Annotated in this window: 12 protein-coding genes; 4 read left to right on the top strand and 8 right to left on the bottom strand. The window is 63.4% G+C overall.

Going from position 1 to position 13,256, the window contains the following annotated elements; translation table 11 throughout:
* Positions 1-234 precede the first annotated feature (234 nt).
* The 7 genes from WFP36_RS05020 to WFP36_RS04990 form a co-directional block, all read right to left on the bottom strand.
* Positions 235-1,131 carry a hypothetical protein gene (locus WFP36_RS05020; protein WP_336978391.1) on the bottom strand — a complete coding sequence of 299 codons (897 nt, stop codon included), beginning with the start codon at positions 1,129-1,131 and terminating at the stop codon, positions 235-237.
* Between the two features lie 137 nt (positions 1,132-1,268).
* On the bottom strand, positions 1,269-2,309 hold the full coding sequence (locus WFP36_RS05015; RefSeq protein ID WP_336978390.1) for a hypothetical protein: 1,041 nt from the start codon (positions 2,307-2,309) through the stop codon (positions 1,269-1,271).
* Between the two features lie 70 nt (positions 2,310-2,379).
* Positions 2,380-3,222, bottom strand: coding sequence for a class III extradiol dioxygenase subunit beta (locus WFP36_RS05010; protein WP_336978388.1), 843 nt, complete (start codon positions 3,220-3,222; stop codon positions 2,380-2,382).
* 4 nt (positions 3,223-3,226) lie between these two features.
* Positions 3,227-3,628: a protocatechuate 4,5-dioxygenase subunit alpha gene (gene ligA / locus WFP36_RS05005; protein ID WP_336978386.1), complete on the bottom strand. Its 402-nt coding sequence runs from the start codon at positions 3,626-3,628 to the stop codon at positions 3,227-3,229.
* 69 nt (positions 3,629-3,697) lie between these two features.
* On the bottom strand, positions 3,698-4,351 hold the full coding sequence (locus WFP36_RS05000) for a hypothetical protein (protein ID WP_336978384.1): 654 nt from the start codon (positions 4,349-4,351) through the stop codon (positions 3,698-3,700).
* A gap of 19 nt (positions 4,352-4,370) precedes the next feature.
* Entirely contained in the window at positions 4,371-6,335 is a 1,965-nt protein-coding gene (gene acs / locus WFP36_RS04995; protein ID WP_336978382.1) for an acetate--CoA ligase, read from the bottom strand.
* 51 nt (positions 6,336-6,386) lie between these two features.
* Entirely contained in the window at positions 6,387-6,797 is a 411-nt protein-coding gene (locus tag WFP36_RS04990) for a MarR family winged helix-turn-helix transcriptional regulator (protein ID WP_336978380.1), read from the bottom strand.
* 104 nt (positions 6,798-6,901) lie between these two features.
* On the opposite strand from WFP36_RS04990, the gene WFP36_RS04985 reads away from it, so the two are divergent.
* From WFP36_RS04985 to WFP36_RS04970, 4 genes are all read left to right on the top strand, one after another.
* Positions 6,902-7,762 carry a p-hydroxycinnamoyl CoA hydratase/lyase gene (locus WFP36_RS04985; RefSeq protein ID WP_054530481.1) on the top strand — a complete coding sequence of 287 codons (861 nt, stop codon included), beginning with the start codon at positions 6,902-6,904 and terminating at the stop codon, positions 7,760-7,762.
* Positions 7,763-7,889: 127 nt separating this feature from the next.
* Entirely contained in the window at positions 7,890-10,013 is a 2,124-nt protein-coding gene (locus WFP36_RS04980) for an acetate--CoA ligase family protein (RefSeq protein ID WP_336978378.1), read from the top strand.
* Between the two features lie 185 nt (positions 10,014-10,198).
* Positions 10,199-11,401 carry a transaldolase family protein gene (locus WFP36_RS04975; RefSeq protein WP_336978376.1) on the top strand — a complete coding sequence of 401 codons (1,203 nt, stop codon included), beginning with the start codon at positions 10,199-10,201 and terminating at the stop codon, positions 11,399-11,401.
* A gap of 163 nt (positions 11,402-11,564) precedes the next feature.
* Positions 11,565-12,428: an alpha/beta hydrolase gene (locus WFP36_RS04970; protein ID WP_336978374.1), complete on the top strand. Its 864-nt coding sequence runs from the start codon at positions 11,565-11,567 to the stop codon at positions 12,426-12,428.
* 6 nt (positions 12,429-12,434) lie between these two features.
* Here WFP36_RS04970 and WFP36_RS04965 read toward each other — a convergent pair whose 3' ends face one another.
* Positions 12,435-13,226 (bottom strand): hypothetical protein, encoded by a 792-nt coding sequence (locus WFP36_RS04965; protein WP_336978372.1) that lies wholly within the window; start codon positions 13,224-13,226, stop codon positions 12,435-12,437.
* Positions 13,227-13,256 lie beyond the last annotated feature (30 nt).

Raw genomic sequence — 13,256 nt, 5'->3', positions numbered from 1 at the left:
CTCCAGACACTGCGCCTCATGGATCGTCATCCCGGACTTGTGCCGGGATCCAGCTAATCCGTTAGAAAGCTGGACCCCGGCACGAGGCCGGGGTGAGTGTTTGGGGTGAGGCTGGCCTCCGCGGTCATCCCGGCGAAAGCCGGGATCGCTGGCGGCTGGGGGCCATGCTCACAGCGATCCCGGATCAAGTCCGGGATGACGAATTGAGCAGCGAGCCCGGGACGACGTGTTGGGCTACTGCAAATTGATCCCCGGATTGCGCAGGATTGCGCCATCGTCGTCGGCCTGCGGGCCGGGGATGACGGTGAGCGTGTGGACCGCACGGATCTTGCCGTCGATGAAGCGGAATGTATGTGAATCCGGGCCGCCGTTCTTGCTGTCGCCAAAGCGGCAGAAGATGTTGATCACGCCCTTTTCCTCATCGACCAGATAATCGCGATTGGTGATGTAGAGCACACCCGGCGGCATCCCGATCTCGCAGGATGCATGGGGATCACTGGTGCGGTTGGTATAGGCGCCGCCTTCCAGCCGCGCACAGGGCGTGCCCCAGGGAATGTCAGTGAACTTGTCGGCAAAGCCATCCAGATAGGCATTGGCGCCCCTGACCATCTCGGACGGCGGGGTTTTCTGATATTTGAACAGCGGCTCCCAATCTTCCTGCTTCGAATATTTGAGGAAGGCATTGGCGTTGAACAGCCAGTCGCCCTTCTTGGTGACGAGGCTATCCACCCGGATCACCTTGCCCTGATGCATATAGAGCCGCGTGCCGATGATATATTGGACCGGCCCCTCGGTTACGACCAGCTCGGTAAAGGCCTTGCAGCGCTTGTCGTCATGGAAGCTCAGCGAATGGGCCACGGGCAGGGCGGTGTTCCACAGGCCCTTGTCCTGCTCCACCGTCTGCATGTCCTGCAGGTAATGCGCCTTGGGGTCGAGCGGCAGGCCGGCAAGGCTGCCCTTGCGCTGGCCTTCGACATAGGCGGAGGTCACGGCCTTCAGCTCATCCCGCGTGCAACTGGGCTTGTCCTGCAACGGAGCCCAGGGGCTGGGCGGCGGGCCGTTCTGGGCCATGGCGGGCGTGGCGGTGGCCGCGACCGCCAGCAGGGCGGCGGCGGAAAGAATGCGCTTCATGACTAATACCCCTTCAAATTACGCAAACCGTCACCCTGAACTCGTTTCAGGGTCCATTTCTCCCCATGCGTTGCCATCGCCCGGATCCACGATGGATGCTGAAACAAGTTCAGCATGACGAGGGGAAAACGAGAGATTTACCTGATGTCCTGGATCTCTTCCGAGCGGCCCTGTTCATAGGTGCTCCAGCCCGAATTGATGCCATATGGCCCGCGAATGAAGATCGCCTCGATCCGGCTGATCTCGCCCTTTTCGATCTTGAACAATTCGCCCAGCTGCCAGGTCCAGTTGATCGGGCGGTGATCGAAGAAGCCGAAGGCGAACACGATGCCGCGCTCCCGGTCTACCGCCACGAAGCGGCGGTCGCGAATGCCGGTGACGGTGCCCTTCAGCGCCACTTCGAACTGCTTCTTGCAGCCCATCCGCTCGCGCTTGCCGGTCTCGGGATTGGGATAGTTGGCCAGCACGTCCATGCCGTTTTCGAAGCGGATGCAATCGTCGGTGAAGGGATAGTAACCCTTGCCGTCATTGCGCTGCAGGCCTTCGAAATAGGCATTGCCCACCGCGATCAGCTCGGCGCGGCTCATGCGCTCCTTCTCGGGAATGGCCTGCGAGAAGATCGGCGCGGGCGCGCCCATTTTCTCCACCGCTTCGCCCGTGGCGGGGAAGGGGTTGCTGGATGCAGCGGCAGTGCCGCCTCCGATCGGACGATCCGGCCGGGCAGCGATTTGTTCCACTTCGGTGATCTTGCCGCCCTCGATCCGCAGGCGCAGGGCCAGCCCGACCAGCTCCGGTTCGCGCGCCGCGCCGGTGGCGGAACTGCGCGCCACTTCCTTCACCGTGCCGAGGAAGGCGACCTGCTGGGTTTCCGTGTCCGGCACATAGAGCTTGTACTGGCCCACGCCGCTCGCCGTGGCCCACAGGCCTTCATTGCCGAAAGGCAGCTCGATCCCGTTTTCGGTGAAGCGCACGTTCTGCGCGAACAGCTCCGGGTCCACCTTGTGGGCCGCCATGGCCGCCAGATAGCGGTTCACGAAGCCTTCGAGGCATTCGCGCTGGCAGGCCTGGACGGGGGTGGGGACACCCCCGACGCTGTCGGCTTGCGCGGGCGCGCCGAAGGCAATGCAACTGGCGGTAAGGGCAAGCGCGGCGAGCGCCTTGCGGACAGGCTGTTTCATGAGTTCCCCTCTTCCCGGTAGGCCCCCTCTTCGGGGGTCGTTGACTAAGTCCTACCGGAGGAGAGGTTCGCTAGTCCAGCGGTTTGAATACTACGTGGCCCACGGCCGTATTCGATGCGGGAACGTGGTAGAAACGGTGAAGTTCTTCCACCTTTTCGCCCAGTGCCGCGCGCATGATCAGCCACATGATCAGTTCGATACCTTCCGAACCGGACTCGCGCAGATAGTCGAGGCGAGTGATCTTGCGCAGATCGTCGGTCCCGTCGATCAGCTTGTCGAGGAATTCATTGTCGAAATCCGGGTTGATCAGGCCGGCGCGCGGCCCCTGCAACTGGTGGCTCATGCCGCCGGTGCCCCAGATCTGCACGTTGAGGTCTTCCGGGAAGCAGGCCACCGCATCGCGGATGGCGGCGCCCAGCTGCCAGCAACGCTCGCCCGAGGGGGTGGGGAACTGCGTGACGTTCACGGCCAGCGGGATGACCTTGCAGGGCCATTCGCTGACATGGCCGAACATCAGCGAAAGCGGCACGGTCAGCCCGTGGTCCACATCCATCTGGTTCATGATGGTGATGTCGAAATTGTCGATCACCAACTGCTCGGCAATGTGCCCGGCAAGGTCGGTGTTGTTGTAGACCATCGGCACCGGGCGGCGGCCCCAGCCTTCGTCGGCCGGTTCGAATTCCTCGGCAAAGCCCAGGGCGAAGGTGGGCACGATGTCCAGCATCATGGCCGAAGCATGATCATTATAGCACAGGATCACCACGTCGGGCGTGTTGTCCTTGATCCATTCCTTGACCCATTCATAGCCATCGAAAACCGGCTTCCAGTAGTCGTCCTGATCGCGTCCCTGATCGAAGGCCGCGCCGATGGCGGGCACGTGGCTGGTTGCGATGCCTGCGGTGATTTTCGCCATGGTTTCAGTTCCCCTCGCGGATCGAGCGCTGGCCTTCGGGACTGCGGCCCCCGGCGCGCATCATCGCGGCATATTCGTCAGCGGTCATGCCGGTCATGGAACCGACGGCCTTCTGAGTGCTCCACCCGTCGGTGTTGGAGAGCTTGACGAGGAAGTAGATATTGCCGCCCAGTTCGATGAGCTGGTTGAAATCGCGGTCCAGCACGGCCTGTTTCTGCTCCGCCGACATGCGGAACGTGTCGAGATAGGCGCGCTCGTCGGTCTTGAAGCGCTTGCGGTTTTCCGCGTCCATCAGGGACATGCAGAACTTGTGCAGGTGATAGGCCTGGCGCGAGCGCCGGGCAGTGAAGACGGTGGTACCAGGAATGTCCTCGAGATCCTCGAGGGGATAGAGCCGTTCGCGCATGGGGCCTCTCCTGTAGGGGGATAGGAAAGTTACCAGAGGCAGCCGTGCCCTGCCAGAGCACGTTCAACCTCAAGTGGATGTGGGAAGGCCGCGCCACTGGCGCAGGAGAAGGGCCATGGCAAGCGGAAAGGTCACGCCCCAGGCCGCTCCGCCCCATATCAGTGCAGGAATGAACATCTGGAAGGCCAGGAAGGGCAGGATCGCGCCATTGGCGATCATCGCCCGCCGGGTGGCGCGGGCGCCGGGTGCGTCCGGCAGGCCAAAGGCGGCGATCAGCGTCGCCGCGCTCATCAAGGAATAGCCCAGCAGATCCACCGCGAAGAGGAAGGATTTGTAGGGCACGAACAGCAGCAGCTCGATCCCCTGCGTGTCGCCCGTGGCAAGGCGTGGGCCCACGAAAGTGAGCTGCACGAAATAGACCAGCCCGGTCAGCGTGGCATAGATCACGGCGAAGGCGAGGCCGGACAGGGTGAACACCCTGCGTTCCTCCGGCGCAGCCTGATGGAGCGCCGCCATCGTCACTACGAAGGCCGGGCCGAGCAGCAGCGAGGGCGTGAGCAGCAGGGCGATGCCCAGCGGAGTGCTGGCGGCATTGGGCCCACCCGCGGAGCCGAGCAGGCCCAGCCATTCGAGCAGTTGGGCACCGATATAGGCAAGGCTCAGGGCCAGCGTCGCGCCGGTTGCCCAGATGCCGATAGTGCGGGTGGAGGGCGAAACACTCATGGCCTGCCCTCCTTCCGTCTCAGGCCTGCGGGCGGTTGGCCAGCAGATCGTCCACTACCGAAGGATCGGCCAGTGTGGAGATGTCGCCCAGATTGCCCGTGTCGTTCTCCGCGATCTTGCGCAGAATGCGGCGCATGATCTTGCCGGACCGCGTCTTGGGCAGGCCGGGTGCGAACTGGATCACGTCGGGCGTGGCGATGGGGCCGATCTCACGGCGGACCCAGGCGACCAGCGCCTTGCGCAGTTCCTCGCTGGGCTCCACGCCCGCCACGCAGGTGACATAGGCATAGATGCCCTGTCCCTTGATGTCATGCGGCATGCCCACCACGGCGGCTTCGGCCACGGCATCGTGCGCCACCAGCGCGCTTTCGACCTCGGCGGTGCCCATGCGATGGCCCGAGACGTTGATTACATCGTCGATGCGGCCGGTGATCCAGTAATAGCCGTCCTCGTCGCGGCGGCAGCCGTCGCCGGTGAAGTAATAGCCACGGAAGGTGCTGAAATAGGTCTGGAAGAAGCGCTCATCGTCGCCATAGACGGTACGCATCTGGCCCGGCCAGCTATCGGTGATCACCAGCGCGCCTTCGCAGGCGCCTTCCAGGATAGTGCCGTCATTATCGACGATGGCGGGCTGTACCCCGAACATCGGCTTGGACGCACTGCCCGGCTTGAGCGCGGTCGCGCCGGGCAGGGGAGTGATCATGTGGCCGCCCGTCTCGGTCTGCCACCATGTGTCCACTATCGGGCAGCGGCGATCGCCCACCACCTGATGATACCATTCCCAGGCTTCGGGATTGATAGGTTCGCCCACCGAGCCGAGCAGGCGCAGCGAGGCACGGCTGGTCTTCGCCACCCACTCGTCTCCCTCGCGCATCAGGGCGCGCAGGGCCGTGGGGGCGGCATAGAAGATTTCCACCTGATGCTTGTCCACTACCTGCCAGAAGCGGGAGAAGTCGGGGAAATTGGGCACGCCTTCGAACATCAGCGAAGTGCCGCCGTTCAGCAGCGGACCGTAGACGACATAGGAATGGCCCGTGACCCAGCCGATATCGGCTGCGCACCAGTAGATCGGATTGCTGCCGTCTTCATGCGGCTGATAGTCGAAAGTATATTCATGGGTCATGCCTGCCCACACGGCATAGCCGCCTGTGGTGTGCAGCACGCCCTTGGGCTTGCCGGTGGAGCCGCTGGTATAGAGGATGAACAGCGGATCTTCCGCGCTCACTTCCACCGGCGGGCAGGTGTGGCTGCCTGCGGCCAGCGCATCGTGCCACCACACATCGCGGCCATGTTCCATATGAACCATCGCGCCGGTATGCTTCACCACGATCACGCGGCTGACATTCTTGGCGTGATGTTCCAGCGCCTCGTCCACATTGGCCTTGAGCGGGATTTTCTTCCCGCCGCGCAGCCCTTCGTCGGAGGTGATGACGATGGTGCTGGCGCAATCGTCGATCCTGCCGCCGAGCGCCTCGGGGCTGAAGCCGGCGAAGACGATCGAATGGATCGCCCCGATCCGCGCGCAGGCGAGCATCGCCACGGCGGCCTCGAGGATCATCGGCAGATAGATAGTGACCCGGTCGCCCTTTTCGACGCCATTGGCCTTGAGCGCATTGGCGAAGCGGCAGACCTGTTCGTGCAGCTGGCTGTAGGTGAGAGTGCGGACGGGGTTGGCCGGATCGTCCGGTTCCCAGATCAGGGCGACGGTGTCGCCCTTGGTTTCAAGGTGCCGGTCGAGGCAATTGGCGGCGAGGTTCAGCGTGCCGTCCCAGAACCAGCGGATGCCGAAGTCTTCTTCGTTGAAGCTGGTGCCCTTTACCTGAGTGAAGGGCTTGATCCAGTCGATCCGCTTGAGCGCTTCCTCGCGCCAGAAACCTTCCGGATCTTCCACGGAACGGCGGTATTTTTCCTCATAGGTCGCGGCGTCGATCAGGGCCTTTTCAGACCATTCCGCCGGAACCGGGTGGAGGGACACCTGGTGCATCATTCGCTCCCAAAGCCTAGCTTGCGGCCACGGCTTAACGAGCGATCGGGACTAGCGCCAGAGGGCGTCGAGCGCGGGAATGAAATGTTCGCGATGCTGCAAGGGAATCCGCGCCAAAAGCTCCTGTTCGAAGCGGTCGACCGTGTCGCGAACAGCCTTTACGCGGTCCTTTCCCGGCCCGGTCAGGCTGAGTCCCTGGGATTTGCCGTCAATCGGTGAGCGTTCCACCAGCCCCGAGTCTTCCAGCCGCTTGAGCAGGGGAACCATGTTCGCACGCTGGATGTCGAGCGCCCGGCCGAGGGCGCTGGCGGTGACCTGCGGGTTCTCGTCGATCCACATCAGTACCGTGGCGTCCACGATCCGCAGATCGTATTCTGCCAGCCGCTGCGTAAGCTCCGCCGTCATCGCGCTGGACGCGCGCCTGAGCGAATAGCCGGGGCGGTTTACGAGTGGATCGCGCATGATGAAACCTTCAAGATTGTTGTTGCGTATAACAATCCAGATCGTTATGGGCAATAACAATCAGCAGAGTTGGGAATTCCCCCATTCCTTGAGGAGTCTGTATCATGGCCATGCCGTCGCAACCCGATCCGCGTCCTGAAGAAGAAACCGTCAAGTATGAGATCATCGACGGTGTCGCATGGGTCTATTTCAACCGTCCCGACAAGCGCAACTGCCAGAGCCCCAAGCTCAACCGCCAGATGGGCCGCGTGCTGAACGAGCTGGAATTCCGCGACGACGTGCAGGTGCTCGTCCTCACCGGCGAGGGCTCGGCCTGGTCGGCCGGCATGGATCTTCTCGAATATTTCCGCATGAACGAAGCCGGCGGTATCGGCGCGGTCCGCAAGGCCCAGCGCGAAGCCTATAGCTGGTGGGAACGCCTGCGCTGGTATGAAAAGGCCACCATCGGCATGATCAATGGCTGGTGCTTCGGCGGTGCTTACGGCCCGCTCTTCGCCTGCGATATCGCCATTTCGTCCGACGATGCGCAGTTCGGCCTTTCGGAAATCAACTGGGCGATCCTGCCCGGCGGCGGCGCCTCCAAGGTTGCAGCCGAGCTGATGCCCTACCGCAAGGCGATGTATCACGCGATGATGGGTGAGAACCTGTCGGGCAAGCAGGCTGCCGAGCAGGGCCTCGTGACCGAAAGCGTCCCGGCCGACCAGCTGAAGGCCCGCGTTCAGGAAATCGCGGACAATCTGAAGAAGAAGGACACCCATGCCCTTCGCGCCACCAAGTGGGCGATGCGCCGCGTCATGGAAATGACCTACGATAACGCGGAAGATTACCTGATCCGCACGCAAGAAGCGCTGAACGATTTCGGCGGCTGGGAAACCCGCAAGGAAGCTACCAAGCAGTTCCTTGACGAGAAGACCTTCAAGCCCGGCCTTGGCGCTTTCGACAAGACCAAGGTCAGCAAGGACTGATCAGCCTGAAATAGCCGCGCGGGCACTTGTCCGCGCGGCGCTCCCCATTTAGGGAGCCCAACCGAAATAGGCCCCGATCCCCGCTCGTGGGGAGTCGGGGCCATTGCCTGCATGGGAGTTTCGAGCGATGAGCGGCAAGCGCTTCACCAACAAGCAGATCGACCGGCTGCTGCGCCCCAAGAGCGTCGCGGTTGTCGGTGCATCCGACCGGCACGGCGCGCTGGGCGCGACGCTGCTCAACAACCTCGTCCAGTACGAATTCGCGGGCGACATCTATCCCGTGAACCCCAAGCGGGAAGAGATTCAGGGCTTGAAGTGCTACGCTTCGGTGGATCAGCTGCCTGAGGGCATCGATTGCGCCGTGCTCGCCATTCCGCGTCCCTTCGTGCTCGATACCGTGCGCGGCCTTGCCAATCGCGGCTGCGGTGCGGTGGTGATCTACTCGGCCGGCTTCTCCGAAGCGGGCGAGGAAGGGATGAAGGAACAGCTGGAACTCGGCGCGATCGCTGCGGAATACGGCATGGTGATCGAAGGCCCCAACTGCCTTGGCTGCACCAATTATGTCGAGCGCGTACCGCTGACCTTCGTCGAAACCAACATGATCAGCCCGCCCAAGGGCGCACGCGCGGTTGGCATTGCCAGCCAGTCGGGCGCTCTGGCCGCCGTGCTGGCCACTGCGCTGCATCCGCGCGGTTGCTATGTCTCCACCTCGGTATCGACCGGCAACGAAGCCGCATCGGGCGTGGAAGACTATGTCGAATGGCTGATCGATGATGAGAATACTCACGTCATCTCGATGTATGTGGAATCGCTGCGTCGCCCCAAGGCCTTCATCGCCGCCGCCCGCCGCGCCCGCGCTGCCGGCAAGCCGATCATCATGCTGCACCCCGGCAAGTCCAACAAGGCGCAGGAATCGGCCGCGACCCACACCGGCGCCATGGCTGGCGACTATGCGCTGATGAAGGCCAAGCTCGGCCGCGAAGGCGTGATCTTCGCCGATACGCTGGAAGAGCTGGAAGACATCACCGAGATCGCCCTGCGCTGCCCCAGCCTGCCGGGCGCCAACATGGCGGTTCTGGGTGAATCGGGCGCGCTGCGCGGCCTGGCCTTCGACATTGCCGAGGATATCGGGCTCGACCTGATCGATCTCAATGACGACAACAGCCCGGCCCTGCGCGCCGTGCTGCCCGATTTCGTGCCGGTTTCGAACCCGACCGACATCACTGCCGTCGGCCTTTCCGAGCCCGAGATCTACACCAAGGTGCTGACCGCGCTGCTGGACGACGACCGTGTCGGTTCGGTGGTGGCCTCTATCATCCAGTCGGACCCGATCACCTCGAAGATCAAGTTCCCGGCGATCATCAAGGTCCTGGAAGACGGCACTTTCGCCAAGCCGCTGGTCTTCGCCGGCGTGGATGAAGGTGCGCGCGTTCCGCAGGAATATATCGATGGGCTGCGCGCCGTGGGTATCCCCTGGTTCCCGTCGACCGAGCGTGCCTATCGCGCCATCGCGCGGCTGGCCGACCTGTCCAAGCGTGACCTTGTCGATAATTCGCAGGCCCCGCTGCCGCTGCCTTCGCTCAAGGGCGTGTCGGGCGTGGTGCCGGAATACAAGGCCAAGGAACTGCTCGCTCCGCTGGGCATCCCGTTCCCCCAGAGCAAGTTCGCCGCCACGGCCGACGATGCCGCCGCCGCAGCCGAGGAAATCGGCTTCCCGGTGGTGCTCAAGGCGCAGGCTGCCGCGCTGGGTCACAAGTCTGACGCGGGCGGCGTGATCCTGAAGCTCGACAGTGCCGAAGCGGTGAAGGCTGCCTTCGACAAGATCTTCACCAATGTCGCGGCCTATGATGCCTCGATCCAGCTCGACGGCGTGCTGGTCGAGAAGATGGGCACGATGGGCCTGGAAATGATCGTGGGCGCCAAGTCCGATCCGGAATGGGGCCCGGTGGTCCTGGCGGGCTTCGGCGGTGTGACGGCCGAGATCCTCAAGGACGTGGTGCTGCTGACGACCGACCTTTCCGAAGAACAGGTCGCGGCCAAGCTCCTCACCCTCAAGCAGGCCGCCCTGCTCAAGGGCTATCGCGGTTCGCCCGAGTTGGACGTTGCGGCGCTGGCCAAGCTGATCGTGGAGATTGGCCGCGTGATGGAAGGCAACCCTTCGATTCGCGAGATCGACCTCAATCCGGTGATCGTCCACCCCAAGGGTCAGGGCGTCGTGGCGCTGGATGCGCTGATGCTGGTCCAGCACTGATCCCATTTTCCGCGCAATGCCGTTTTCCGGGGAACCGGAACGGCAGAGCGCGGTTTTCGGACATTATCAATCAATTGATCGGGACCGCGCGGCCTTTATGGCTTCGCGGTCCAGATTTTTCTCACGTCTGCAAAGCAAACCAGCCATTGCCGCGCGCGTGCAAACAGGCCTAGAGGGGCGCCACTATGACCCAGAACATTCTCGAAAAGCTCGCCGCGACCAATCCCGAAGCCGAAATCTGGTGGGATTCCTCGCCCCTGATTTACCCCAGCTGGAAGGAAGAAACCCTCGCCAAGGCGCCGGAAGGCAAGCGGGCGGAATGGGAAACCCAGCTGACCCGCCTGATGGACCATGAAACCATCGAAACCACGGGCGTGATGGGCTTCCGCGGCGTCACCACCAATCCGCCGCTGTCGCTCCAGGCGATCAAGCTGGCGCCGGAACGCTGGGCCAATCACATCCGTGACATCGCCCGCGCCAATCCGGGCATGGACGTGGAAGGCGTGTACTGGACGCTCTATCTGGAACTGGTGAAGAAGGGTGCGGAAGCGATCCTGCCGGTCTATGAAAAGTCGGGCGGCAAGTACGGCATGCTTTCCGGCCAGGTCGATCCGCGCTTCGTGCGCGATGGCGACAAGATGCTGGCCCAGGGCCTTTCGATCTACGAACAGGCACCCAACGTGATGGTGAAGCTGCCCGGCTCGAAGGAAGGCTACGAGGTTCTGGAAGAACTGACCGCGCGCGGCATTTCCACCAACAACACCACCAGCTTCACCGTGCCGCAGTACATGCGCTGCATGTCGGCCGTCAGCGCCGGCCTGCTGCGTGCTCGCGCCGCCGGTGTGGACCTGTCCAAGTGGCGTTCGGTCATCACGCATATGTCGGCTCGCCTTGGCGAACTGTCGGACTGGAAGGTTGAAGCCAAGACCCGTGGCATCGAACTGACCCTGCCGGAAATCCGCGACGGCGAGGAAGCGATCCTCAAGCGCGCCTATCACTTCGGCAAGTCGGAAAACCATCCGTCCAAGATGCTGCAGTGCTCCATGCGCGTCGAAAAGGACGAGCGCACGGGCAAGCTGGTTAGCCGTCATATCGAGGATTATGCGGGTTCGGACATGGTCTACACCTGCCCGCCGAGCTACATCGCCGGCTTGATGAATGCCGAGGACGAGCTGGCGGACTTCGATCCCAAGGCGATCGACCGCGAGCCGAACAAGGCGAGCATCGAAAAGCTGCTGAAGCTGCCCAGCTTCCGCGCCGCCTATGAATTCGACGGCATGACGCCTGACCAGTTCGCCCATTTCGGTTCGTTCAAGGCGACCGAAACGGAATTCGCCGCGGCTACCCGCCAGACGGTGGACTTCGTTGCCATGGTGATGGACAAGTAATCGCCAGCCCCTCTCCCGCCCAGCGCGGGGGAGGGGCGGCCCTTTCGGCTGACGCCGGGAGGGATTGTGGTGCCGGGCAGCCAAAATGCCCGCGCCGGGGGAGAGGGCGATGCGTTTGAAACTGGCCGCAGGCCTCGGTTCCCTTCTGCTCGCAGGAAGCGCCATGGCACAGGTTCCCCCCGATATCGCTACGCGGCTCCATGAAATGGGCCAGAGCATGGACCCGACCGTGGGCCAGCTTTACGAGCCGCTCTTCGCCGCCGAAACCTATGCCGGGATCGCGCTGACCCGCGACGTTTCCTATGGCGCCGACGCCCTGCAGAAACTCGACCTCTATGTGCCGGAGGCGGCAGAAGGACCGTTGCCGGTGCTGGTCTTCGTCCATGGCGGCGGTTTCGTGCGCGGGGACAAGCAGGGCACGTTCTATCCCGACAACATCACTGCCTGGGCCGCGCGCCACGGCATGGTGGGCGTGGGTATCAATTACCGCCTGGCGCCCGATCACCCCTGGCCGACCGGCGTGGAAGATCTGCGCGCGGCACTGGCATGGGTGCGGGCCAATATCGCGGCGCATGGCGGCGATCCCGAGCGGATCGTGCTGTGGGGCCATTCCGCCGGGGCGAACCACGTGGCGGATTATGTCGGCCATACGGAGCTGCATGGCGACGAGGCGGCAGGCGTGAAGGGCGCCATCCTGCTCTCGCCTAATTACGCCGTGGATGCGCCTGCGCAGGCGCATGTCTATTACGGCGCGGATGGATCGTTGCAGACCCAGTCCGCAACCATCGCCCGCCTGCGCCACGCCGCTACGCCGCTTTTCATCGGCTTTGCCGAACTGGACCCCGATCCCATGCGTCACACGGCCGAGACGCTGATCGCCGCGCTGTGCACGCAATCCGGCCCCTGCACGGCCAGTATCGACTTGCCGGACCACAACCACTTCACCGAAGGCATGGCCGTGGGCACGGATGACACTTCGCTCTCCGGCCCGGTGCTGGACTGGGTGAAGAAGGTGACCGCGCAGTAGATCGCGCTACTGCCGCCTGATCTCGTAATCGATCCTGATCCGGACCCATTCGCCATAGACATATTTGCCGCCCAGCCGGGGCGGGCGGACCTTGAACTGCCAGGCGGCGGCAAGGGCGGCGCGAGCAATGTTGGAATGGTCCGGGGATTCCTCCAGCGCAACGCAGCTGTCCACCCGGTATTCGGGCACCGTGCGGCAGGTTATCAGGCCCCAGCCAGGTCCGTCTGCGGTGGAGAGATAGCCGGCCAACTCGTCATGGGTCGGCTCGCGATACCATTGTGCGGCATACATCGGCTTGCCGTTGGGGGCAGTGCCGACGCGCTGCGAATCCTTGGCGCCACCTACATTCGCCGGGCCATAGGCCTGTTTCGTCTGCGCCGGTGCGGGCTGCGCCTTGGGCAGGTTCGAAATGTCGAGCTGCGCCATCTGGCTTTTCGAGATTGGAATGAAGGCAGGCTGGCTCGGCGCGGGCTGCGGCTGCACGACCGGCTCCGGGGCAGGTTGCGGATCGGGCTGGGGCTGCTGCTGCGGTTGGGCACTGGGCTGCACGACAGGCTTCTGTTCCTCCGGCTTCGCGTCCGGCGGAGACTCGGAATCGTCTTCTGACGAGGAATCGAACGTCGTTACTACCGAGGCGAGCGGAGCATCCTCCTTCTTGCCCATGCCCAGGGTCAACAGCAGCGCGAGGATGACTGCTTCCAGCAGCAGGGCGACGACGATCCCCGCGGCGCGACGGCCGAATTCGCCGCGCATCCGCTCGATCAGGGTCGTGCTTGAGGCGTAGGCCGGCTGGGACAAGGAACCTCGGGGTGGGGCTGCGACGATTTC

The organism is Fulverythrobacter fulvus, from assembly GCF_037154085.1.
GTDB lineage: Bacteria > Pseudomonadota > Alphaproteobacteria > Sphingomonadales > Sphingomonadaceae > Andeanibacterium > Andeanibacterium fulvum.
The sequence above is the reverse complement of the archived record's forward strand: the minus strand, read 5'-3'. Positions and strand labels throughout refer to the sequence as shown.

Bases quoted from the DNA above. Each gene is read 5' to 3' on its own strand.
- WFP36_RS05020 (WP_336978391.1), bottom strand. From the start codon at position 1,131: ATGAAGCGCATTCTTTCCGCCGCCGCCCTGCTGGCGGTCGCGGCCACC.
- WFP36_RS05015 (WP_336978390.1), bottom strand. From the start codon at position 2,309: ATGAAACAGCCTGTCCGCAAGGCGCTCGCCGCGCTTGCCCTTACCGCC.
- WFP36_RS05010 (WP_336978388.1), bottom strand. From the start codon at position 3,222: ATGGCGAAAATCACCGCAGGCATCGCAACCAGCCACGTGCCCGCCATC.
- ligA (WP_336978386.1), bottom strand. From the start codon at position 3,628: ATGCGCGAACGGCTCTATCCCCTCGAGGATCTCGAGGACATTCCTGGT.
- WFP36_RS05000 (WP_336978384.1), bottom strand. From the start codon at position 4,351: ATGAGTGTTTCGCCCTCCACCCGCACTATCGGCATCTGGGCAACCGGC.
- acs (WP_336978382.1), bottom strand. From the start codon at position 6,335: ATGCACCAGGTGTCCCTCCACCCGGTTCCGGCGGAATGGTCTGAAAAG.
- WFP36_RS04990 (WP_336978380.1), bottom strand. From the start codon at position 6,797: ATGCGCGATCCACTCGTAAACCGCCCCGGCTATTCGCTCAGGCGCGCG.
- WFP36_RS04985 (WP_054530481.1), top strand. From the start codon at position 6,902: ATGGCCATGCCGTCGCAACCCGATCCGCGTCCTGAAGAAGAAACCGTC.
- WFP36_RS04980 (WP_336978378.1), top strand. From the start codon at position 7,890: ATGAGCGGCAAGCGCTTCACCAACAAGCAGATCGACCGGCTGCTGCGC.
- WFP36_RS04975 (WP_336978376.1), top strand. From the start codon at position 10,199: ATGACCCAGAACATTCTCGAAAAGCTCGCCGCGACCAATCCCGAAGCC.
- WFP36_RS04970 (WP_336978374.1), top strand. From the start codon at position 11,565: ATGGCACAGGTTCCCCCCGATATCGCTACGCGGCTCCATGAAATGGGC.